18 protein-coding genes are annotated in these 22600 nt (G+C 64.2%); 9 read left to right on the top strand and 9 right to left on the bottom strand.

Features of this window, described 5'->3' with window-relative positions; genetic code table 11:
* Window positions 1-235 precede the first annotated feature (235 nt).
* Window positions 236-2686, top strand: a complete 2451-nt coding sequence (locus ABDB81_RS15700; RefSeq protein ID WP_346811989.1) for a TonB-dependent siderophore receptor — start codon at window positions 236-238, stop codon at window positions 2684-2686.
* Window positions 2687-2744: 58 nt separating this feature from the next.
* Here the strand turns inward: ABDB81_RS15700 and ABDB81_RS15695 are convergent, their stop codons facing one another.
* On the bottom strand, window positions 2745-3503 hold the full coding sequence (locus ABDB81_RS15695) for an alpha/beta hydrolase (protein WP_346811987.1): 759 nt from the start codon (window positions 3501-3503) through the stop codon (window positions 2745-2747).
* An 8-nt stretch (window positions 3504-3511) separates the two neighbouring features.
* On the bottom strand, window positions 3512-5227 hold the full coding sequence (locus ABDB81_RS15690) for an FAD-dependent oxidoreductase (RefSeq protein WP_346811985.1): 1716 nt from the start codon (window positions 5225-5227) through the stop codon (window positions 3512-3514).
* A gap of 175 nt (window positions 5228-5402) precedes the next feature.
* On the opposite strand from ABDB81_RS15690, the gene ABDB81_RS15685 reads away from it, so the two are divergent.
* On the top strand, window positions 5403-6080 hold the full coding sequence (locus ABDB81_RS15685) for a type 1 glutamine amidotransferase domain-containing protein (protein ID WP_346811983.1): 678 nt from the start codon (window positions 5403-5405) through the stop codon (window positions 6078-6080).
* Here ABDB81_RS15685 and ABDB81_RS15680 read toward each other — a convergent pair.
* Complete coding sequence (locus ABDB81_RS15680; RefSeq protein ID WP_346811981.1) at window positions 6064-8103, bottom strand: FUSC family protein; 2040 nt, start codon at window positions 8101-8103, stop codon at window positions 6064-6066. The genes ABDB81_RS15685 and ABDB81_RS15680 overlap by 17 nt on opposite strands.
* A gap of 352 nt (window positions 8104-8455) precedes the next feature.
* Between ABDB81_RS15680 and ABDB81_RS15675 the strand changes: the two genes are divergently transcribed.
* Together ABDB81_RS15675 and ABDB81_RS15670 are read left to right on the top strand one after the other, a co-directional pair.
* Window positions 8456-9151, top strand: a complete 696-nt coding sequence (locus ABDB81_RS15675) for an ABC transporter ATP-binding protein (protein ID WP_346811979.1) — start codon at window positions 8456-8458, stop codon at window positions 9149-9151.
* Entirely contained in the window at window positions 9148-10422 is a 1275-nt protein-coding gene (locus ABDB81_RS15670; protein WP_346811977.1) for an ABC transporter permease, read from the top strand. Before ABDB81_RS15675 ends, ABDB81_RS15670 begins: the two co-directional genes overlap by 4 nt.
* A gap of 76 nt (window positions 10423-10498) precedes the next feature.
* On the opposite strand, the gene ABDB81_RS15665 is transcribed toward ABDB81_RS15670, so the two are convergent.
* The 6 genes from ABDB81_RS15665 to ABDB81_RS15640 form a co-directional block, all read right to left on the bottom strand.
* A complete protein-coding gene (locus tag ABDB81_RS15665) occupies window positions 10499-11896 on the bottom strand; it encodes a DUF3526 domain-containing protein (protein WP_346811975.1) in 1398 nt (465 codons plus the stop codon).
* Window positions 11893-13305 (bottom strand): DUF3526 domain-containing protein, encoded by a 1413-nt coding sequence (locus tag ABDB81_RS15660; RefSeq protein ID WP_346811974.1) that lies wholly within the window; start codon window positions 13303-13305, stop codon window positions 11893-11895. The genes ABDB81_RS15665 and ABDB81_RS15660 overlap by 4 nt, the downstream gene beginning before the upstream one ends.
* Entirely contained in the window at window positions 13302-14018 is a 717-nt protein-coding gene (locus tag ABDB81_RS15655) for an ABC transporter ATP-binding protein (protein WP_346811973.1), read from the bottom strand. Before ABDB81_RS15655 ends, ABDB81_RS15660 begins: the two co-directional genes overlap by 4 nt.
* A 9-nt stretch (window positions 14019-14027) precedes the next feature.
* Entirely contained in the window at window positions 14028-16133 is a 2106-nt protein-coding gene (locus ABDB81_RS15650; RefSeq protein ID WP_346811972.1) for a TonB-dependent receptor, read from the bottom strand.
* A 107-nt stretch (window positions 16134-16240) separates the two neighbouring features.
* Complete coding sequence (locus ABDB81_RS15645) at window positions 16241-16636, bottom strand: DUF2946 family protein (RefSeq protein WP_346811971.1); 396 nt, start codon at window positions 16634-16636, stop codon at window positions 16241-16243.
* Between the two features lie 129 nt (window positions 16637-16765).
* Window positions 16766-17710: a LysR family transcriptional regulator gene (locus tag ABDB81_RS15640; protein ID WP_346811970.1), complete on the bottom strand. Its 945-nt coding sequence runs from the start codon at window positions 17708-17710 to the stop codon at window positions 16766-16768.
* 92 nt (window positions 17711-17802) lie between these two features.
* On the opposite strand from ABDB81_RS15640, the gene ABDB81_RS15635 reads away from it, so the two are divergent.
* From ABDB81_RS15635 to arsB, 5 genes are all read left to right on the top strand, one after another.
* Window positions 17803-19029 (top strand): CoA transferase, encoded by a 1227-nt coding sequence (locus ABDB81_RS15635; RefSeq protein WP_346811969.1) that lies wholly within the window; start codon window positions 17803-17805, stop codon window positions 19027-19029.
* Window positions 19026-20036, top strand: a complete 1011-nt coding sequence (locus ABDB81_RS15630; RefSeq protein WP_160473361.1) for an NADPH:quinone oxidoreductase family protein — start codon at window positions 19026-19028, stop codon at window positions 20034-20036. Before ABDB81_RS15635 ends, ABDB81_RS15630 begins: the two co-directional genes overlap by 4 nt.
* 74 nt (window positions 20037-20110) lie before the next feature.
* Window positions 20111-21037: a tripartite tricarboxylate transporter substrate binding protein gene (locus ABDB81_RS15625; RefSeq protein WP_346812068.1), complete on the top strand. Its 927-nt coding sequence runs from the start codon at window positions 20111-20113 to the stop codon at window positions 21035-21037.
* Between the two features lie 154 nt (window positions 21038-21191).
* Window positions 21192-21530, top strand: a complete 339-nt coding sequence (locus tag ABDB81_RS15620; RefSeq protein WP_346811967.1) for a metalloregulator ArsR/SmtB family transcription factor — start codon at window positions 21192-21194, stop codon at window positions 21528-21530.
* Complete coding sequence (gene arsB / locus ABDB81_RS15615) at window positions 21527-22594, top strand: ACR3 family arsenite efflux transporter (protein WP_346811965.1); 1068 nt, start codon at window positions 21527-21529, stop codon at window positions 22592-22594. The genes ABDB81_RS15620 and arsB overlap by 4 nt, the downstream gene beginning before the upstream one ends.
* Window positions 22595-22600 lie beyond the last annotated feature (6 nt).

Here is a 22600-nt window from a genome sequence, read left to right as displayed (position 1 = left end):
GGGGAGAGGGTATGCGGTTCAAATTGCGACCTGTTTGTGATTGCACCGCCGGCCCTCTCCCCCAGCCCCTCTCCCGCCTTGCGGGAGAGGGGAGCAAAAAGAGCGCATAGCGGAGCGTGATCGTAGCAATATCAGCCCACCAAAAAATTTTCACCCCAAAGGTGTACAAACCCACGACGTGAGACGGCAACTCCATGAAACGGCCGAATCGATCGGCCCGCCATCAGGAGTTTTCGTGATTTTCAATGTTCGTCGGCGGACCGCTGCCCCCGCCCCCCGTCGTGCCGTGCGACCGCTTGCCGCATTGGTTCCCTTGTTCGCCGCCATGCTGGCCGCCGGTGCCATCGCACAGGGCGCCGCGCGTCCCATCGACATTCCCGCCCAGCCGCTTTCGCAGTCGCTGGCCGCGCTGGCACGCCAGTCCGACACCCAGATCCTCTTTGCCTCGGATCTCGCCGATGGCCTGCGTGCGCCAGCCGTGCGTGGCACGCTGACGATCGAAGATGCGCTGGCCCGCATGCTGGCCGGTTCCGGGCTGCGCGTGGTCAGCAATGGCCCGCGCACGTTCTCCATCGTCCAGGCGCCGGTCGAGTCCGGTGCCGCCACACTCCCGCTGGTCACGGTGCGCATGGATAGCGCAGACCGCTCAGCCGCCGCCGACGGCGTTGTGCCGCTTCGTACCAGTGGCGGCAAGACCTCCACGCCCCTGATCGACATTCCGCAGACCATCAACGTGGTTACCCGCGAGCAGATGGACGAGCAGGGCGTGCAGAGCGTGATGCAGGCGCTGCAATACACACCTGGCGTGGTGAACCAGTATGGCGACACCGACCTGCGCTATGACTGGCTGGCCGTGCGCGGCTTCGTGCCGCTGCGCTACCTCGACGGCCTGCGCCTGCCCTATGGCGCGCGCGGCTATTCGCAGCCCCGCATCGATCCGTATGCGCTGGAAAGCGTGGAAGTGCTGAAAGGCCCCGCCTCCGTGCTGTACGGCCAGAGTTCGCCGGGTGGCCTGCTGAATCTGGTGAGCAAGCTGCCGCAGGCGCAGACCTCGCGCGAGGTGGTGTTGCAGACCGGCAGCCATGACCGCGCTCAGGGCGCGTTCGACCTGACCGGCCCGGTGGACGAGGAAGGCAAGCTGCTGTATCGCGTGGTGGCACTCGCGCGCGATACCAACACGGAGTTCGACTATATCGACGAGCGACGCGTGATGGTGGCGCCGAGCCTGACATGGCGACCCAGCACGGACACGTCGCTGACGCTGATGGCGCAGTACCAGAAGATCCGTTCCGATGGCGGCGGCGCATCACCCGCGCTGCCGGCCGCGGGCACGCTGCTTCCCAACCCCAACGGCAGCATTCCGAGCAACCGCTTTATCGGCGAGCCCGCCTACGACAAGTTCGAAAGCGAGCAGATGATGTTCGGCTACAAGTTCGCGCATCGGGCCAACGAGACGTGGCAGTTCCGTCAGAACGCCCGCTATAGCTACATCGACACCGATACCCAGCGCGTGCAGGGCCTGGCGATGAACCCCGACCTGCGCACGGAAAGCCGCTACGGCTGGGCCTTCCCGGAACGCAGCGGTGTGTTCTCGATCGACAATCAGGCCGAAGCCAATTTCCGCACGGGACCGGTGCAACACACGCTGCTGCTTGGCGTCGATTATCAGTACGAGGACGCGCGCTACGAAGAATCGCAACTGGTAGCCGTGCGCGCCATCGACGTCTTCAATCCGGTCTATGGCGCACCCGTCACGCGTCCGCCGCTCGGCACGCGCGTGGACCAGAGCCGCCATCAGGTGGGCGGCTACGTGCAGGACAGCCTCGCTATCGACCGATGGACCTTCCTGCTCAGTGGCCGTTACGACTGGGCTGGCAGCGATACCAACACGCTGACCGCGCAGACCGGCAACACCGTCAACTCCCGGCAGAGCGACAACGCCTTCACGGGGCGCACGGGTGTGGTGTACCAGTTCGACAATGGCATCGCGCCTTACGCCAGCTTTGCCACATCGTTTCAGCCGCAGGCCGGCACCGGGCGCGCAGGGACGCCGTTCGAACCCACGCGCGGCCGTCAGACCGAAGTTGGCGTGAAGTATCAGCCCAAGGGCGTGAATGCCTTTGTCACGCTGTCGGCGTTCGACCTGCGGCAGACCAACGTCCTGACGCCCGATCCGCTGAACACCAACTACAACACGCAGAGCGGCGAAGCCCGCGTGCGCGGTGTGGAACTCGAAGGCAAGGCGAGCCTCGCGCGCGGACTCGACGTGGTGGCCTCCTATGCGTACTCCGACACCGAAGTGCTGAAAGCCAATGCCAACGCACGCGGCGCCAGCACGCTCGGCAATGCGCTGCCCTTCGTGCCGCAGCACCAGGCCTCGCTGTGGACGTACTACCAGTTCCACACCACCGCACTGCAAGGATTCGGCATCGGCGCAGGCGTGCGCTACATCGGCAAGTCCTACGGCGATGCGGCCAACGTCTACCGCGTACCCGCCGCCACGCTGTTCGACGCCGCACTCAGCTACGACCTTGCCAAATCGCCGCTGCAGCTTCGTGGCGTGAAGGTGGCCGTCAACGCCACGAACCTGTTCGACCGCCGCTACGTCAGCACGTGCATCTCCGCGACGGGATGCTATTACGGCAGCCGCCGCACCGTGCTGGGAACGGTGAGCTACAAGTTCTGAGGGATGGGTGGAGGATGGGATACCGCTTCGACGCGCCGCAGTTGCACGTCGAAGCGCCCTACTTTGCCGCCTTCGCGATCAAATCCGCGACTGCCTTGGGATGCGACAGCATCGCGACGTGGCTCGATGGCACCTCAATTGCCGTGGCTTTCGCGCGCTGTACCTGATCGCGCTGGAGCTGCGGCGAGATGATCGTGTCGTTGATGGACACCACCATGAAAGACGGACGCGTGCGCCATGCCGCCTGGCTGATCGGCGCAGTCAGGGTGCGCACATGAAACCTGCCCTGCACGGCTGCGATCACGTCCTGTTCCGTAGGGGTGAGATCGGCGGCGAAGTACTTGCGCACGCCTTCGTCGCTGACTTTCAGAAAGCCGTCCGCATCCTTGACGAAGGTTTTCTGCCCGGGCGGCTGTGGATATTTTCCGGCGATATCGTGTGCAGACTGTCCGGTGTCCGGCGCGAATGCTGCGACGTAGACGAGCGAGCGGACTTTCGGATCGTTGCCCGCCTCCGTGATGACGACCCCGCCCCAGGAATGTCCCACCAGCACCACGGGCCCATCGGCTTCGCGGATCGCGCGCCGGGTCACGGCCACATCATTCTCCAGCGAGTCGAGCGGATTCTGCACCGCCACGACCCTGAGCCCCGCCTTCTGCAGTTCCGGTATCACTTTCTGCCACGACGAACCATCGGCAAACGCGCCGTGAACCAGCACCACGGTCTTCGCAGGCTGCTGCTGCGCGCTGGCAAGGCTTGCGAAAGCGGCCAGCAACACCATCGATAGTGCGCGCCACAAGGCAACGAATCTGGACATATCTGCTCCTACGTTCGCGCGGCTGGCATTTCATCCACCGCAGCCGGATCACTGAACAAGGCAAGGTATTGATGAATCTGCGCAACAACTGCCGCGCCTTCGCCAATCGCCCCGCCCACACGCTTGATCGATCCCGACCGCACATCGCCCACTGCATACACGCCGGGCACGCAGGTTTCCAGTGCGCCAAGCTCGCGCTCCATGCCTGGCATCTCTGCGTGCGGCCCCGTGAGCACAAACCCGGATCGATCCGTGAGCACACCGCAATCGCCCAGCCACTGCGTTTCAGGGTCGGCCCCGACGAACAGGAAGATGTTCTTGAGTGCCTTCATTTCCGTGGCGCCCGAGCGGCGGTCCTGCCACGTCACACCAATCAGGCCGTTACAGTCACCCTTGTGCAGCGTGACGATCTCGGTGAAAGGTCGCACTTCGATATTGCGCGCGGCACCAATGCGATCGATCAGGTAACGCGACATGCTGCTCTTCAGCCCGGGGCCACGCACCAGCACATGCACGCGCGACGCATGCTGCGACAGAAACACCGCAGCCTGCCCTGCCGAATTACCGCCGCCCACCAGCGCCACTTCCGCTTGCGCACATTGCCGCGCCTCGATGGCCGAAGCCCAGTACCACACGCCCCTGCCTTCGTAGTCCGACAGTGTGGGCACGGCGGGCCGACGATAGCGCGCACCGCTCGCAATCACAATGGTGCGTGCACGCAGCCAGCGTCCATCGGTCAACTGCAATCGCACCGCATGATCCGATGCCGAGCGCGAACAATCGAGCCGCTGCACCTCGGCCGGTATCAGGATCTCGGCGCCGAACTTCTCGGCCTGCACATGCGCGCGCCCCGTCAATGCCGCACCCGATATCCCCGTCGGAAAACCCAGGTAGTTCTCGATGCGCGCACTCGCACCGGCCTGCCCGCCATAGGCGCGGCGATCCAGCACCACCACGTGTAGCCCCTCGGATGCCGCATACACCGCAGTCGCCAAACCCGCCGGCCCCGCACCGATCACCGCAACATCGAAAATCTCGTGGCGCTCCTCGGTATCCACCATGCCCATGCAGCGTGCCAGTGCCGCTTCCGTCGGATTGACGAGTACCGATCCATCGGGACAGACGGCCACCGCTTCTCCGGGCGCCGCCCCATACTCCTCGATCAACGCCGCCGCGTCGGCATCGAATTGCGCATCGAGCACGCGATACGGTTCGCCGTTGCTGCGCAGGAATCCTTCGAGCCGCAACAGATTGGCCGAACCCGTGCGACCGATCAGCACGGGCCCGCTTGCCGCCCATTCGATCAACGACACACGCCGCAGGATCAACGCGCGAATCAGCCGCTCGCCAAGGTCGGCCTCGGCCACGATCAGCGCGCGCAACTGACGCGGTGCGATCAACAGCGCCTCCACGCGACCAATCGCCACGGCATCCACCAGCGACGGCTTGCCGGACATCGCACCCAGTTCGGCAGCAAAGTCGCCGCGCCCGAACTGGACGATGGGACGCGTATTGCCCATGCCGTCGCGCTGGATGATGGCGACGACGCCGCGCAGGATCAGGAACATGCCGGGCGTGCGCACGCCCGTTGTCTGCAGGTGCACGCCGGTCTCGTAGGTGTGCGGCGTGCCGAAGCGCATCATGCGCTCGATCTCGGCTTCCGTGATCCGCGGATACATCTGCTCGCGGCGCGAAGTCATTGTGCTGGGGGCATCGCTTGTCATCGAAGGCTCCACTGCCGGGGTCCAGTGCAGATCGTGAAGGTATTGCGGACGGGACAACCTGATAGGTGTTAGCCCATCGAAGTCGTCAACGCAAGGCGCTATCGGACCGGCGCCAATTTGACTAGGCTTAACGGCGCATCGCGCAATGCCCGCGCACATTCCACGGAGCCCCGCCATGACCGTCAAGCACGTGCTGTTCATCCTCACCAACGCCGCAGAGATCGGACCGAAGAAGCGCCGCACCGGTTACTTCTATCCCGAGGTCGCGCATCCGTACGAGGTACTCGACGCCGCTGGCATTGCCATCGAGTACGCATCGCCCAAGGGAGGCAACCCACCCTTTGACGGCTACGACGAGAAAGACCCGTCGCAGGTCGCGTTCAGCAAGAGCGTGGCGATCCGCCGGATGGCGCACAGCCGCAAATTGTCGGAAGTCGATGTGGTCGACTACGACGCCATCTTCTTTCCGGGCGGCCTGGGGCCGATGGTCGATATCGCCAGCGATCCCGACGTGAAGGCTGCCGTGCTGCGCGCATGGAACGGCGGCAAGGTCGTGGCCGCGGTGTGCCACGGCCCCGTCGCGCTGGTGGGGGTCAAGCTCGACGACGGCACGCCGCTCGTCAAGGGCAAGCGGATGACGGGATTCTCGAACGCCGAAGAAAACGGTTATGCCAAGGACGATGTGCCCTTCATGCTCGAAGATGCACTGCGCGAGGAAGGCGCCGAGTTCTCTTCGGTGGCGCCCTGGCAGGAGAAGCTCGTTGTCGATGGCCGCCTGATCACAGGCCAGAACCCCGCTTCCGGCGCGGCGGTGGGCAAAGCCATTGTCGAGGCACTCAACGCGGCGAAGTAGCCAACGCGGCGCGACCGGCAACGAGGTCCGGCAGCGTCGTCACGAGGTGCCGGACTGCCAGGTCAAGTTCGTCTCCGGACGTATCACGGTAAAGCGCCGCGTCCGGGGCAGCTTGCACGCCCGGCCCCGCATCCAGCATCGCCAGCAGGCTGGCCGTCAACGCCTCGTATCGTGCGGCGCGTTGACGGTCTGCTTCGTCGGGCAAACCACTGCGCAACACCTCGACCACCGCCGCCGCACCGCAGACCGACCGAATCGCGACGATGACTTGCTGCAGCCGCTCGAAACGCGCCGAACGCCAGTAGCCTTCCAGCAGCATGCGTTCACGCGCCACTTCCAGCCGCGTGCTGGCCAGGCCGGCGTCACGTTGAAGCTGGTCGAGCGTTGACGTGTCATCACAATCGAGACGCAGTACGGCGGAGGCGAACGCCATATTGGCGGAGAGCGACGCCTTGATCGCGGTCTCCAGCACGTGGCGCTCCTTTTCTGGCCAGAACAGGAAGCTCGCGGCCACGCCAACCATCGCGCCGAGCATTTCATTGGTCAGGCGCGCAGCAATCAGTCCACCCGACGGATGGATGAAATCCGAGAGCAGCATGAACATCGGCGTGAGGAAGATCACGAACAGCCCGTAATTCACCAGTCTCAGTGAAACCGTCACGGCCGCCAGCGGCAGGATGGCCATGACCATCGCAGCAGGGCTCGACAGTGACGCCAGCAACACCGCGGCCATCGAGCCACCCACCAACGTGCCCACCGCGCGCTCCACAATGCGTAGCCATGTGTTCGCGGAGAGCGGCTGTGTCACCACGATTGCGGCAATCGCCGCCCAGTAGGCAAACGTGACGCTGAACATTGTGCCGATCACGTATGCCAGGCCGGATGCCACGGCTACGCGAAGGGCGTGGCGCCACACCATGGCGTCAGGCACGCCCCAACCGCGAGGCGTTGCCGACGTTGCGGTCGGCGCTGGCTCCAATGCCTCCCGGCGTGCCACGCGGCCGATTGCCTTTGCCGCAAACGCCACCGCCCGCGCAGTCGTGTCGTTGCGGCCATCGATGCGCTGCAGCAAGATCTCCACCTGCGCGGCCAACTGCGGCGGAAATGGCATCCCGTCTTCGGCCTGCAGGGTCACATCGCTCAACAGCCGATGGAGATCGTCAAGCAGGGACGCGACATCGGGATCGGGTATCCGTGTGGTCTGCCGACGAAAATGCCCGATGGCGATCAGCGCGGAGAACACCCTGCCTGCTGCGTCGATCCCAGGCCCCAGGATCGCGCCGGTCCGCAGGTCATGCGCTGCAAGCGCCCTGCCCCGCTCGATCGACAACCGCACGCCGCGCCGATACACCGTATCGAACGCGATCCATCGCTCGGCATCCCGCCCGGTGCCGGGATCGAGGTCTTGCAGGACACCGGCCATGTCCGCGAGCCGCCCGAACAATGATGCCAAGGTCCGGCAGGCGCTCTGCGAAAACGGCACGGGCCACAACACCACACAGAACAGCACTGTCCACAACGAGCCGAGCAGGAAGTATCCGGCCTGCACCAGTGCGCCCAACAACGGTGCAGGGGATGCAATGCCGATGACCACGGCCAGCGAAGCGATCAAGCCGGCCTGTGCCGGCATCGGTCCCAGCACGGGGCCGTAAGAGCGCGTCAGGCCGCAGAGAAATACCAGAACGAGCAGCGCCGCCACGCTCGCCGCAAATCCGAAATGCGCGCTGTACGCGGCTATTGGCAGAACGGCCGCGCCGAGCGCGATGAATATGCCCATCGCCTTCAGCCGTCCGGCGGTGGAACCCTGCGGATCGCACAGGCAAGTCCAGAACGCCGCCACCGCGCCGAACGCGATCTCGGAACGGTCGAGCAGCACCGCCGCGCAGAGCATCGGTGCCATCGCCACCAACGCCTGAAAGCCCTCCATCCACGCAATGCGCTCGGGCGTTACCGCGAACACGTGCCCTTCGGTCCGCAACGCCCGGCGGTTGACGAGGGATACCAGCTTGCCCATTACGCGCATCGCATGCTCCACCTCTCATGCATCTCCGATTGCGTAGAAGCCTAGTGCATGCCGGGGTCAGGTTACCTGCCAGGATGCGCGAATTCCGTTTGGCGTGATGAGAGCGGTCCACCTGACCGAACGCGCGCAGCAGTCTTCCATTTCCAGGTTGAAGCACCGAGACTTCGCGGCATGATCGACAATGCAACACTGTTGCATTAATATCGCGAATTCTCCTCTCCCCCTTGCCGTGGCGCAGCATGACTTTCCAACGCATTCCCGTGGCGACTGGCATCCTTGGCCGCAGCGCCAGGGTCGCACTGTCCTGTCGCCACGAAACGCCCGCATTGCCTGGTGACCGGAAGTGAAAGACATGGAACCTGTTCTGTCGATCCAGGACGTCGCGTTTCGCTGGCCGGGGCAGTCGGCGCCGAGCGTTGCCATTCCTGCATTGGAGTTGCGTGCCGGCGAGCGCGTGTTCGTCTCGGGTCCGAGTGGCAGCGGCAAGAGCACGCTGCTCAACCTCATTGCCGGGGTGCTTGTGCCTCAGCAGGGGGAAATCGTCGTGCAGCACACCGCGCTGCGCAAGCTGAGTGCCGCGCAGCGCGACCGGCATCGTGCCGAACACATCGGCATCATCTTTCAGCAACTGAATCTGCTTCCCTATCTGTCCGTGAAGGACAACGTATTGCTCGGATGCCGATTCTCCCGACAGCGCCGCGAACGCGCGCTGGCGCAAGGGCCGACCATTGGCGATGCGGCGGAGATGCTGCTCGGCAGGCTGAATCTGGATGCGTCACTGTGGCAACGGCCTGCGGCCCAGCTTTCGGTCGGGCAGCAGCAGCGGGTTGCCGCCGCACGCGCGCTGCTTGGCCGGCCTCGCCTTGTGCTGGCCGATGAGCCCACCTCTGCATTGGACGCCGATCGCCAGTCCGCCTTCATGTCGTTGCTGATGCGCGAATGCGAGGCCGCGGGCGCGAGTCTGGTCTTCGTCAGCCATGACATGCGGCTGGCCTCCCGGTTTGACATGCAGTTCACCATGCCGGCAACCGGGGAAGAACGTCCATGAGCACGATACTCGGGCTCGCAGCGCGCAGCGCCTGGAACCGGCGCCACAACCTGGTGTTGATGGTGATCGCCATCGCGCTATCCACGGCGATGCTGCTTGGCGTTGAACGACTACGCCATCAGATCCGGCAAGGGTTCTCTCAATCGATCTCCGGAACGGATCTGGTTGTCGGCGCAAGGGGGAGTCCTACCCAACTGATGCTGTACACGGTGTTCCGGCTGGGAAGCGCCACGAACAACATGAGCTGGATTAGCGCCCAACGCCTGGCGAGCCATCCGCTTGTTGCGTGGACGATCCCGATATCGCTCGGCGATTCGCATCGCGGATTTCCGGTGCTCGCCACCACGACGGACTACTTCCGCCATTACCAATACGGTGACAGGCAGCCATTGCGAATCGCAGACGGCAGGCCAGGCCTGGATGGCATCTTCGACACCGTTCTGGGTGCGGAGGTCGCGCGTCGGCTCGGCTATCGCCTCGGAGACAAGATCGTTCTTGGCCATGGCAGCGGCCTGGAGGCCATGGGCGACGATCTCAAGCACGCCGACAAGCCATTCGTCGTCACCGGCATTCTTGCGCCGACCGGTACGCCGGTGGACAGGACAGTCCACATCGGCCTGGCTGGCATGGAGGCGATTCACCTCGACTGGCAAGCGGGCGTGCCCATCCCGGGCATGGCCATCCCTGCGGAACTCGTCAAGAAGTTCGACCTGACCCCGAAGACAGTGACTGGCGTACTTGTGGGATTGAAGCTGCGGTCTCGCGCTTTCGCCGTGCAGTCACAGATTGCCGAGGACCAGAAGGAGCCGCTCATGGCGGTGCTGCCTGGCGTGGCGCTCGACGAACTGTGGGATACCGTCGGCATGATCGAGAAAGGGTTGCTGCTGATGTCGTGGATGGTGGTCGCCGTAGGCCTGGCCGGCCTGATGTCGTCGATTCTGGCTGCGTTGGGAGAACGGCGTCGCGAGTTGGCCATCCTTCGCGCCATGGGTGCGCGTCCGCGCGATGTCCTCATGCTTCTCGTCGCGGAAGGGGTATGCCTGATGCTGGTGGGCACGATCGCTGGCTATCTGCTGCTGTCCGGCGTGTCGTTCCTTGCGGCGGGATGGCTGGCATCGACATTCGGCATGGCACTACCGGTCGTGTGGCCGCAAGCCAGCGAGTTGCCCGTATTGGCAGCAATCATCGCCGCGGGCGCCCTCGCCTCGCTTTGGCCTGCATTCCGCGCCTATCGGATCAGTTTGTCCGATGGCATGACGCCACACCTCTGACGAACACCATGCCGATGTGATGAGCGACGCTGGCTATGCCATGCGGGTCATCACGGTCGATCCACACACATTATGATCACCGCGTGCGCCAACCCTTCCATCTGTTGCCCCGCCATCCGGCCAGCAGCAGACTGCCCAGTGCTGCGAAGCCAAGCAGCGGCCATATCAGACGCCACGCTCCCTCCGACGACTCACCATCCCATGTGAATGCGGGCAACCGCCCGTACTCTTCGGATGACACGCCGCGATAGCTCATGACACGCGGAACGAAGAACGCGCGCCAGGCGGTCTCATGCGCATCCACGGCGGCGGCGAAGCGCGCGTAACGCGGCGCATCCGTCCCGGCCAGCCGGTCTGCAACGTATAGCGCCGAGAGCGCCGGCGACAGCCACGCCCATCGCTCGGCCTGAACGTACCGCGCTGCCCGTGTCTCATGGAATGCGGCCATGATCGGACCGAGACGCGCTTCCTGGTCGATATAGCGCGGCAGGAAGGTCACCGGCCATTTGTGCGACGTCGGCACAGTGGGTGTCCATGCGGGATGCGCACGATACCAGTCCTCCACCAGCGTAGGCATCTGCGCTTCCGCATCCTGCTGCACGTTGCGGATCTGGACCACTGTCGCGAGGCGCGATGCGATTGGAATCTGCTGGTCCAGCCTCGCACCCAGCATCGCCGGCACGCCAAACGTCGTGACGGCCCACAAGCCAAGGCCCGCGAAGATAGCCGTGGCTTCCGATCCGGGCAACCGGTTCAGCATTGCACATGCGACAGCCCACCATGCCACAAAGACAACAAGGAACACGAGCCACGCAGTGTAAGCACCAAGGGTTGCGCCACTATCGAGTACGAATGCGAACGAGGACGCCACAGCGCCAACCATCCAGACCGCAGCGGCGCGCACGACGATGGCGGCGGCAATCCATCTTCCCTGCCCCGACCCATGCGCCACCGTCAGCCGCCAGGTGCCCGCTTCACGCGCGCCCTGCGCGATGCCCGCACAGAGCGCGATCATCGCTAGCGGCGTCAGCAATGCGATGGCCGTGGCAAGATCGAAGCCACCATAGCGCTGCAGCAGTGGATTTGCCAATGTGGCGTCGTGACGGCTGCTGGTGTGGCGGCTCTCCACCGTCACCCTGACGGCCGGCGGCAACACATCGAGCGCGCTGCTGCCCAGGGCGAGTCCGCCCGATGGCGCGAGCATCGCGTGCGGCGCCGACGACTTCGCGAAGTGAAATGCGGCACCGGCGGCCTGCTCTGGCGATGCTGGACGATGGTGTGACGCCATCGTGTGCGCCTCGATGACGACCGCGCGATCCGCGTCTCCCAATGCCTGCAACTTGCTACGCCAATCTTCCGCCCGCGCGCCGGACAAGACCGCGTAGAGACAAAGCAATCCGCCGAACAGCAACAGGCCGATCTGCGCGCTGCGCTGTCGATACAGGCGGCGCCATTCTGCAATCAGCCACATCATGGACGCATCCTCCGCATCGACCACACCAAGCCCAGCGTCACCATGACGCCCCATGCGGCAAGCATCGCGATCTCGGGCAAGGCAGACCGCCATGCGAACGCGGCGGACGGCGACGTATATGTGAAGGGCGGAATCGCGCGCCACAGTGCAGCATCCGCGTAGCGCGCATCCGACGAAGGCATGCCGCGCGAATGCGCCACGTCCCATTCGTCGATAGTCCGATTGACCACGCGCCGATAGTGCTCGGCAGCGTCGTCGTAGTGGCGCTGGTGCGAGAGGTCAGTGCCTGCCATCTTCATGGCAAGGTTGCGCACCGCCAGCGCGGGACTGAACAGCGCCGCCATGCGCATCATGTCTTCATGCCGTTGATACCGCTTCCAGAGCGCGTCGAAATGCAAGGTGTGGACGCGATCCGCGTAAGCATCGCGCGCCAGCCTGCGCATCGCCGCCGCACCCACAGGCAAGTCATCGAGCCGACTCACGCCATAGCGCGTCAGCAACGCCTTGTCGTATCGCAGCCCGCGCGTTGCGAGGTCACCATCGCCGGGCAAGCCTTGCTGATAGTCCCGTTCGATGGCCGACCAGAAGGACTGCGCAGTGGGCAGCGGTGCCACGCGCGCCGCTACGCCCGCCGCCACCGCCGGAATGGCAACCGTGGTCACCAGCCAGAAGGCCAGCAGCACCAGCAAAGCCGCGCGCGATGCCGACACACGGATCGACACGGCAACACCGATACCCACGAGCACCATCGCGTAGGCGAGATAGGCCGCGCCCATGGTCAGCGTCCGCGCGAGGTCCGCACGTGTCCCGCTCGATCCGGTCAGCCACAACGCTGCGGCCATCGCCATCGTCACAAGGCTAGCAAGGCACAGCATCGGCATGGCGATCTTGCCCGCTATCCACGCTCGCCGCCGCATGCCATTGGCATACAGCATACGCAGCGTGCCCGACTGCCGCTCGGCGCCGATGATATCGTAGGTCAATGCGATGACGAGCAGCGGCAGCAGCGTTGCCAGCAGGAATCCGGCGCTGACATCCCCGAACCGGATCGACGGCAAGGCATCCTGTGCGGGTTCGAATCTGCCGACATTGCGTCGATGCGGTTCCAGCCACAGCGCCTGCCCGAAATAGTCGGACAGTCCCGGCTCGATGATGGACAGCGTCGAGGTCGGCCGGAACGCGTACAGACCAAAGTGCGCCGCACGATGCGGATGGTTGGCGCCCTGCTCGTCCCATTGCTGGCGCGTGGCCGCTTCCACCTGCGCGATCTCCTGCTGCAACCTCTCCCAGCGTTGCACCGACACCAGCAGGATCAAGCCGATGAGACCAACGCCCAGCAGCCACAGCATCGGCATCCGCCCTTCACGCCACTGCGCCCGCATTTCCTTCACGACGATTGCGCGAATCATGGTTGGCCCTCCACGCTGTCACGCATGCATGCCCGGTAAGCGCGGAACAGGTCTTCGATGCCGATGGTGCCAACATCGAATTCGGCCACCAGCACGCCGCCACGCAGAATGCCGATGCGATCCGCAAGCTGCTTCGCATTGAGCAGGTCGTGCGTGGTCATCAGGACAGCCATGCCGCCGTCAGCAGCGCGACGCACACGCTGCGCCATCTCGTCGGCCGCGCCCGGATCGAGCCCCGACGTGGGCTCGTCCAGCAGCAGCAGTGCCGCTGGCCTTGCCAGTGCGATGGCAAGGCCCACCTTCTGCCGCATGCCTTTCGAATACTGCGCGACGCGCACACCGTGTGCCTCGGGATGCAGGCCGTTCGCGCAGAGCAAGCCCACGGCCTGCTCACGCGAGAGATCGATGCCGCCCACCGCACAGAAATACCGCAGGTTCTCGATTCCGGTGAGATAGGGATACAGCGCCACGATCTCGGGAAGATAGGCGATGCGGCTGGTGTTGACGCGCCTGTCCTGCAGCGGCATGTCATCGAGCGTGACGACACCGCTGGCGGGTGTCACCAATCCGAGCAGCACATCCAGCGTAGTGGTCTTGCCCGCGCCATTGCCGCCCAGCAGCGCGTAGACCTTTCCCTTCGGCACAGCCAGGCTCAGGTGGTGAATGACGGTGCGGCGGCCCCGGCGCACCACCAGATCGGAGATGTCGAGCATGTGACTGCCTTAGAAGAAATAGCGACCGGATACGCCGAATTGCCACTTGGGCTGCGGCGCCACCAGCAATCCCGCCGCGCTGCCGTATGCAGCCTCGGTCGAGAAACGATGCGGTTGCAGCACGCCATATGCCGACAATTGATACTGCTTCCAGTCCAGCACCGCGCGCAGATCAAAGCGCGTGTAGGTGGGCATGTCGCGCAACTGCGTCTGCGGCGTGCCCATGTAGTACGGAATGCCCGAGGTCAGGTAGGCATCGGCATTCAGCGTCAGCATCGCCGCCTGCACCTTCTGCTTGTATTCGGCGCCCACCTTCACCTGATGGCGTGGCACGGACAGCTTTGCACCGGTATTCGGCAGTGGGTTGTTGGCCTGGGCCTCGATGATGTGACCGTAGCTGGCGTACATCGAGAACTGGCGCAGCGGACGCCAGCGCGCCTCGATCTCGTACCCCTTGCGCGTGGTGTCGCCCACGGACTTGAACGAGCCATCGGGCTGGGCGACGATCTCATCCTCGTTGAGCGTGTAGTAGGCCGCGGCAGTCAGGGTCACGCTGTCCACTGGCGTGGTGGTGAATCCCACGTCATAGGACTTCACCTTCGATGGCGACACATCGTAGATCACGCCACCGGGTGCGCCCAGTGGCCCCGTACCGCCGCTGCTGCTGATCTGCTCCGCCGCTGGCGAGCGAAACCCTTGCGCAACGTTGGCAAAGAGATCGAGTCGGGGCAGCACGGACCAGACCGCGCCAAACTTCGGCGTCGTCACGCCCGAGAAATAGTGTGTACTGGCGCCCGGCAGTTTGCGGTTGTCGATGTCGTAGTCGAACCAGTCGCGCCGCACGCCCGCAGTCAGTTTTACCGAGTCGAGCGGCCTGACCTGCCCCTGCACGAACAATCCATAGGTCAGCAGGTTCAGTCCCTGCGCATTGACGTAGTTGGCGGTCGGCACGCCATTCATCCAGATCTGCCGCTGTGCATCGCCATGATCGCGGCGCAGCTCGGCACCGATCATCAATGCAGCCCGGTCTCCGAACACAAAATTGTTGGCGAGGCGGCCGCCGAAGATGTTGCGGTCGTCGGTGCCCACGGTCTGCTGTGTACTGGTATTGGTGATGCCGCGCTGACGGTCGAATGCTTCGCCGTAGACCGTGGCGTACCAGCCGCCTTCCCCGGACGCCGGCGCGCGGTTGAGCGCGAACATCGTGCGCCTGCCGCTGCCGAAGCCGGGCAGGCCCGCCTGCGTGGAGCGCGGGTCGACCTTGCCCGATTGCAGGTCACTGAGCAGCAGGTAGCCCGCAGAACGATAGTCGGCGCGATAGTGGTTGAGCCGCAGGCTGTAGATACCATCGCCCACCTTGGTCGTCAGCTTCCACATGAAGTTGTCGCGGTCCGTGCTGCCGTCGTAGCGATAGCTGTGCGTGCGGTACACGTCGGCCACGAACACCGACTGGATCGGCGGCGATTCCGGCCGGAACGCGTAGCTGCCAGACAGCACGAGCGAAGCGCGCTTGCCGTCGTACCGGTCGAAGCCGAGCGAGATGCTCGATGGCACATCGCCCGAGACCGTTGCTATCGGCACCGCACCGGCACGGTTCTGGTCGCCATAGAGCGCCGACACCGGCCCCTTGATGACATCGATCTGGCCGATCATCTCGGGCGTGAGCCATTCGAGAAAGGCCGGACCGTGCCCCGCTCCCGCCTGACTGGATGGCGTGTTCTGCGGCACACCGTCGACATACACCGCGGTATCGGCACCGTGTGTGCCCTGCGTGGCAAACCCCCGCATGCGAAAACCGTTGCCGGTATCGCCCTGGTCGATGTTGTTCGCAACCACGCCAGGCACGCGGCGGAACATGTTCGAGATGTCACGGCCAATGTTGATGGTGCCCAGTTCTTCCTGGGAAATCGTGGATACCACCGCAGGCAGGCCGGTGCTGTCAGTCGTGACGATGGTGCGCTTGCCCTGCATGTCGATCGACGTATCGGCCACCACGCTTACCGTTGGCAGGACCGTCTCGGGCGGATCGGCAGGCGCGGCCTGACCGGGGCCGCTGAAGGCAAGGGAAATCAACGCGGCAATGCGCGTGAGGCGCGGCATCTTGTTCTTTTGCATGGTAGGTACGGCCGGCAGCCATCCCGCGACAGTGCGCGTGAGGGCGGCGATAAAAAGGGAAAGGGAGGGAAGGAGACAGCGCTCACAACTCGCGAGCGCCAGAAGACTCAGATCGCGGGCGGGGCGCGCGAGCCTATGCGAGGTACGAAGCGGGTACGCCAGACGGGTGTGATGACGCGAAAGACAAGCCGCTCGACATGGCGAACCGTGCCGAGCAGCACGGCCGCCAGAATCAGCAGGCACGCCACCGCATGCAACCGCGCGGAGCACCAGAGGCACCGGCAACTTTCCGTCGGCTCGCTTTGCCCGTCCTCATCGGCGGACTCGTTCAACGCGAACGTGATGTCCCCTGCCACGCTGGCTTGCGTCGCGAATTCGCTGCTGCCGATACTCCATCCGTCGCCCATGCCGGAATGCCTGCCATGCACATGTGCGAGCGCCGCCCACCCCTGCAACAGCAGAAGGAGGATAAGAATCCAGGTGGTCAGACGGGTGGATGTCAAGGAAGCGGGGCGCGCAGGCTCAGTCAGTATTTGCAACACTGTTGCGAATACTAGAATAAATGCAATTGAGTTGCATTGCAATACTTTGAAGGCAACGCGATCCAGTGACTGGAGAACGTTATGTTGGAGTCAGGCTTGCTGACGTTTCGCGCTCTGCCCCCAGCTTTCGGCCTGCCGCTCCAGGTGCATGCGAATGAAGTCCATCAACGTGCGCGTCGCCAGCGTGGGAAAGCGGCTTGGCGCCGTCAGCATATAGACGCTGTCGCCCACGCCCTCCGCCTCGCATTCTGCAAGCACCTCCTGCACCTGTCCCGCCTGTAGCTGCCGCCAGACGGCATAGCGCGGCAACAGCGCCACGCCAAGGCCCGCCATCATGGACTCGAGCAGAAAGGGATAGTCGCCGGACTGAATGCGCGGTGACACGCGCAGCGTCTGCGGCGTGCCTGCCATCCAGACCTTGAGCGTGAAGCGCCGGCCCAGCGATGCCGGTGCAATCATGTCGTAACGCTCCAGGTCGGCCACACTGAGGATTGGGGCGCGACCTTCCAGAAACGACGGCGTTGCACACAGGCACCAGCCGACGCCGCAGATGCGTCGTGCCACATGATCATCCGGCGGCTGCGAGGTAATTTTCAACGCCACATCGACTTCCGCGGAAATCAGATCGCCAATGTTGTCATTGATCGCCACGCGCAGCGATATCTGCGGATAGACGCGGGCGAACTCCAGAAGCAAGGGCGTCAGATAGAGATGACCCAGGCCTGTAGGCAAGCGAATGCGCACGTCGCCGCGCACTACGGTGCCAAGACTGTCGATCGCGGTGCTGGCCGATTGCAGCTCATCGAGCATGCGCAGCGCGTGCGCATAGAGAAGTTGTCCTGCCTCCGTCAACTCGACGTGCCGCGTCGTCCTTCGCATCAATTGCGCGCCGAGGTGTTGCTCGAGCACCTTCAGGCGGCGCGACACGTTGGAACGCGTCATGCCGCTGCGTTCGGCGGCCAGCGTCATCGTGCGCGATTCCACCATCGTCACAAACAGGCGCATCAGGTTGAGGTCGAAGCTATTGTCAATCACGAGTCAACACCACTGGCACAAATCGAAGGATTGTTTCACTGCAGGCGTAACCCTAGCATAGGCATCAAGCCAATTCATGCTGAGTTACCCCCATGCGAGACGCCCCGCACGACACCGATCCAACCCTTGAAACGCTGCCTTTTGCGGGCCTGCGCGTGCTGGATATCAGCCAGGGCATTGCGGGCCCGTACTGCGCACACATCCTTTGGCAGCAAGGCGCGGAAATCGTCAAGGTCGAACCGCCAACTGGCGACTGGGGCCGCAAGGTCGGTGTTGTGCATGGCAGCACCAGTGCGCTGGGCATCGCCTATAACGCGGGCAAGCGCAGTATCTGCATCGATGCCACGACCGGCGCGGGGAAGGACCTGCTGCTGGAACTGGCGCTTCGGGCCGACGTCGTCGTGCAGAATTTCCGCCCGCAAGTGGCGGAGCGGCTGGGCGTGGGCTATGAGGAACTGGCCAGGCGGCGGCCGGAACTGGTCTATGTCTCCATCAGCGGCTACGGACCCGAGGGACCCTATGCCGATTACCCGGCATCGGATTCCGTGATGCAGGCCGACACCGGACTCATGTTCGCGAATCGCGACGCTGACGGCACACCCCGGCGTATTGGCATGCTGCTGGCGGACGCCGCCACCGGCCTCTACGCGGCCCAGGCCTGCGCCGCCGCATTGTGCCGGCGGTTTCGCACGGGGCGCGGCGGCCATGTCGAATTGAATCTTTTCGACGCCTGCTGCGCGCTGCAAGCCAACAATCTCCTCGAATATGCCATCGCGGGTCCATCCGCTGCCGGACCGGTGAGCGCACCCAACGGCATCTATGCCACGCTCGATGGCAGCGTGACGCTGCTTGCCCTGAACGATGCCCAGTTCGCCAAACTCTGCCGAGCACTTGAGCGTGAGGATTGGCTGAGTGACGCACGCTTTGACAACAACGCGTCCCGCATGGCGCATGCGGCGCTGCTGAACCAGCAGGTAGCGCAGATCGTTGCCACCGGCACGACTGCGGCGTGGCAGGAAAAACTGACCCGTCACGATGTACTTCATGCGCCGGTGCGCACCTATGCCGACGTGCTGCAGCACCCCCAGGCTTTGCATCGGCAAACGTTCCAGACCATCGCACAGCCCGGGCTGGGGGCACTGCCCTTTGCCGGCATTCCCGCCACAGGCATGCGTCGCCCCGTGGGTCCGGCGCCTGACAACGGCGAGCATACGGTGCAACTGTTGCAGGAGGCGGGCTTCACCAGACAGGCCATCGACCAATGGTTGCAGCAAGGTGTGGTGCGACAGGCGGCAACCCAACTCGCGGAGGCGCAATGAAAGCGCTCGTATGCAGGCAATTTGGCAGCGTCAAGGACGTAGAACTCGCGAGCGTGGCCGAACCTGAACTGACCGATCCGCACGCGGTCACGATTGCCGTGGAGTTCGCCAGCGTCAGCCATGCCACAGGCCTGATGATTGCCGGCCAGTACCAACGACGCCCGCCGCTTCCATTCGTGCCGGGCACCGAGGTGGTGGGACACGTGGTGGCCTGCGGACATGCCGTCACGCGACTGCACCCCGGCGACCGCGTGGTTGCGATTGCCGACTGGGGCGGCTATGCGGAGCGCCTGACCCTCCCCGAGTACACGGTCTACCCAGTACCGGAATCGCTGCCTTCAACGTCGGCGCTGCCGATTCCCTTGTCTTATGGCACCGCGTATTGCGGATTGGTCTGGCGTTGCGGACTGCGCGCGCAAGACACCGTGCTGGTGCTCGGCGCCGGGGCCGGGGTTGGTCTCGCCGCGCTGGAAATTGGTCGTCAGCTTGGCGCTACCGTGATCGCCTGCGCCAGTACGGAAGCCAAGCGCGCGGAGGCACTGCGCCGAGGCGCCACGCATGCGCTGGCGCCCGAAGATCTCGCGGCATCCGTCAAGGCACTCACCGATGGCCGCGGCGCGGATGTGGTGGTAGACCCGGTCGGCGGAGACCTGTTTGGACAAGCGCTGCGCGCGGCAGCGCCTAACGCTCGCATCCTCAGCATCGGATTTGCCAGTGGCTCCATTCCGCAGGCCCCCGTCAACCTGCTGCTGGTCAAGAACCTGACGCTGCACGGATTCTTCTTTGGCCGTTACATCGGCTGGACCCCGACCAATGAGCGCGCGGAACATGCGTCCGCGTTGCAGCCTGTCATGTCCACGTTGCTGCAATGGGCCGCGGAAGGAAAGCTCGAACCGACCGTGTCCGCAGTCTATCCGCTTACCGGCCTGGGCGATGCCCTCGCCGCGCTGGAATCCCGCAAGGTAGTTGGCAAGGTAGCAATAAAAATCAAGGAGACAGAGACGTGAACACTTCATCAACCAGAACACCTGCGTGGCCACGGCTCCGCACAGCCCTGGCGTTGGCGGGAACTGCCGTCGCCATGCTGTCCGCTGGCGCTTCGGCACAGGAGTTCCCCCAACATCCCCTGCGCCTGGTGTTGCCTTATCCCGCCGGCGGACCGACCGACCTGCTCGCACGCGTGGTGGCCGTGAAGATGAGCGAGAGCCTGGGTCAGAGCGTGGTCGTCGACAACAAACCCGGTGCAAGCGGCATGATCGGTGCGGAAGCCGTCGCGCGCGCAACACCGGATGGCTACACGATGCTGGCCAATGCCTCGCTACACGTGATCAACCCCAGCATCTATTCCAGGATGCGCTATGACGCATTCAAGGACTTCGTTCCCATCACACAACTGGCCGACGTGCCGCTGGTGCTGGTGGTCAACAACAATTCGCCGGTCAGGACCGTGCAGGACCTGATCGCGTATGCCAGGCGCCAGGGCAATTCGCTGAATTTTGGTTCGGCGGGCAATGCCTCGGCACAGCAACTGGCCGGCGAATCCTTCAAGCTGGCGGCCAAGGTCTCGATGCAGCATGTGCCATACAAGGGCAGCGCACCGGCGTTGACCGACCTGATGGGTGGGCAGATCCAGTTGATGTTTGATTCGATGCCTTCGGCAATGCCCTTCATCAAGTCCGGAAAGCTGCGTGCCGTGGCGGTGACAACCGCACGCCGCGCCAGCGCCTTGCCCGACGTCCCCACCGTTGCGGAGTCCGGTCTGCCGGGCTTTGAAATCAGCACCTGGTATGGCCTCTGGGCACCGCGCGGCACTCCGCCCGCGGTGGTCGAAAAGCTGGCCGCTCATGCGGCCGCGGCGCTCAAGCGTCCGGACGTGCGCCAGCAATATGCCGACATGGGCGCCGAACCCATCGGCTCTTCGCCAGCAGACTTTGCGCGGTACAACGTCTCCGAAGGAAAAAAATGGGCCGAAATCGTGCGTCAGTCAGGCGCAAAGGCTGACGAATAAGCCAGCTCGGCGCTGAAGGTCGTTCGGCCGCGTGGCGGAAACATCGAAGGCATTGGCCGATGGAATCCGCCCGCCACCATTCCCCGACGTCAGTCTCGCGATTCCCTCCGAAATCATGGTTGCATCCCTTCGATATTTCGACTACATTCGAACGATGCAAACCGATCACGCTCTCGAAGCACTGGCGGCACTGGCCCACGCCGTCCGCCTCGCCGTCTTCCGCCTGCTCGTACAGGCCGGCCCTGAAGGACTGGCCGCTGGCCGCATTGCCGAACTGATGGAGATGCCAGCGTCATCGCTGTCCTTCCACCTCAAGGAATTGCATCGTGCCGGACTGCTGGCCAGCCGCCAGGAGGGCCGCTCGATCCTCTACATGGCCCGCTTCGAGACCATGAATGACTTGCTGGGCTATCTGACGGAGAACTGCTGCGGCGGCAACCCGTGCTCGCCGGTTTCCGCTTGTTCCGCTGCCTCGGCGTCCTCGAAACAATGAGCACGGCGCAACAATCCGCAGGGGCCGTAGAGCGTCCCAGCGCCATCGGATTCTTCGAGCGCTATCTGACTGTCTGGGTAGCGTTCTGCATCGTCGTTGGCATCCTGCTCGGCCAATGGCTGCCATCGGTCTTTCACGCCATTGGTGCCATGGAAGTGGCGCAGGTGAACCTGCCGGTCGGCGTGCTGATCTGGGTCATGATCATTCCGATGCTGATCAAGATCGATTTCAGCGCCATGGGCCAGGTCTCGAAACACTGGCGCGGCATCGGCGTGACGCTCTTCGTCAACTGGCTGGTCAAGCCGTTCTCGATGGCATTGCTCGGATGGATCTTCGTGCGCCATCTGTTCGCGGGGTGGCTGCCAGCAGATCAACTCGATAGCTACATCGCCGGCTTGATCCTGCTGGCGGCGGCGCCGTGCACGGCGATGGTCTTCGTCTGGTCGCAACTCTGCAAGGGCGATCCCTACTTCACGCTGTCGCAGGTGGCGCTCAACGACGCCATCATGATCGTGGCCTTCGCGCCTGTCGTTGCGCTGCTGCTGGGCCTGTCATCGATCACCGTGCCATGGGATACGCTCATCGCGTCGGTCGCGCTCTACATCGTCGTGCCGGTGCTGGTCGCGCAGCTCATCCGCAAGGCATTGCTGGCGCGCGGCGAAGCTACGTACCAGCGCGTGGTCGGTTCCCTCGGCCCCTACTCGATTGCCGCGTTGCTTGCGACGCTGGTGCTGCTGTTCGGCTTCCAAGGCAACGCCATCGTCGACCAGCCTCTCATCATCCTGCTGCTTGCTGTGCCGATCCTGATCCAGGTCGTGCTGAACTCCGGGCTGGCCTATCTCCTCAATCGCAAACTCGGCGTCGCGCATTGCGTCGCAGGCCCATCGGCGTTGATCGGCGCGAGCAATTCCTTCGAACTGGCCGTCGCCACTGCCATCAGCCTGTTCGGCTTCCAATCCGGCGCGGCGCTCGCCACCGTCGTCGGCGTGCTGATCGAAGTTCCCGTGATGCTGCTCGTGGTTGGCGTGGTCAACCGCTCGCAGCACTGGTACGCATCGCATTGAGACACC

The organism is Cupriavidus sp. DL-D2 (genome assembly GCF_039710735.1).
GTDB lineage: Bacteria > Pseudomonadota > Gammaproteobacteria > Burkholderiales > Burkholderiaceae > Cupriavidus.
Note: the sequence above shows the minus strand (reverse complement) of the source record. Positions and strands in the feature narration are given on the sequence as shown.

What these genes read in the sequence shown, in the direction of transcription:
- ABDB81_RS15695 (WP_346811987.1), bottom strand. Translation starts at nt 3,503, where the DNA reads ATGTCCAGATTCGTTGCCTTGTGGCGCGCACTATCGATGGTGTTGCTG.
- ABDB81_RS15690 (WP_346811985.1), bottom strand. Translation starts at nt 5,227, where the DNA reads ATGACAAGCGATGCCCCCAGCACAATGACTTCGCGCCGCGAGCAGATG.
- ABDB81_RS15685 (WP_346811983.1), top strand. Translation starts at nt 5,403, where the DNA reads ATGACCGTCAAGCACGTGCTGTTCATCCTCACCAACGCCGCAGAGATC.
- ABDB81_RS15680 (WP_346811981.1), bottom strand. Translation starts at nt 8,103, where the DNA reads ATGCGCGTAATGGGCAAGCTGGTATCCCTCGTCAACCGCCGGGCGTTG.
- ABDB81_RS15675 (WP_346811979.1), top strand. Translation starts at nt 8,456, where the DNA reads ATGGAACCTGTTCTGTCGATCCAGGACGTCGCGTTTCGCTGGCCGGGG.
- ABDB81_RS15670 (WP_346811977.1), top strand. Translation starts at nt 9,148, where the DNA reads ATGAGCACGATACTCGGGCTCGCAGCGCGCAGCGCCTGGAACCGGCGC.
- ABDB81_RS15665 (WP_346811975.1), bottom strand. Translation starts at nt 11,896, where the DNA reads ATGATGTGGCTGATTGCAGAATGGCGCCGCCTGTATCGACAGCGCAGC.
- ABDB81_RS15660 (WP_346811974.1), bottom strand. Translation starts at nt 13,305, where the DNA reads ATGATTCGCGCAATCGTCGTGAAGGAAATGCGGGCGCAGTGGCGTGAA.
- ABDB81_RS15655 (WP_346811973.1), bottom strand. Translation starts at nt 14,018, where the DNA reads ATGCTCGACATCTCCGATCTGGTGGTGCGCCGGGGCCGCCGCACCGTC.
- ABDB81_RS15650 (WP_346811972.1), bottom strand. Translation starts at nt 16,133, where the DNA reads ATGCAAAAGAACAAGATGCCGCGCCTCACGCGCATTGCCGCGTTGATT.
- ABDB81_RS15635 (WP_346811969.1), top strand. Translation starts at nt 17,803, where the DNA reads ATGCGAGACGCCCCGCACGACACCGATCCAACCCTTGAAACGCTGCCT.
- ABDB81_RS15630 (WP_160473361.1), top strand. Translation starts at nt 19,026, where the DNA reads ATGAAAGCGCTCGTATGCAGGCAATTTGGCAGCGTCAAGGACGTAGAA.
- ABDB81_RS15625 (WP_346812068.1), top strand. Translation starts at nt 20,111, where the DNA reads ATGCTGTCCGCTGGCGCTTCGGCACAGGAGTTCCCCCAACATCCCCTG.
- ABDB81_RS15620 (WP_346811967.1), top strand. Translation starts at nt 21,192, where the DNA reads ATGCAAACCGATCACGCTCTCGAAGCACTGGCGGCACTGGCCCACGCC.
- arsB (WP_346811965.1), top strand. Translation starts at nt 21,527, where the DNA reads ATGAGCACGGCGCAACAATCCGCAGGGGCCGTAGAGCGTCCCAGCGCC.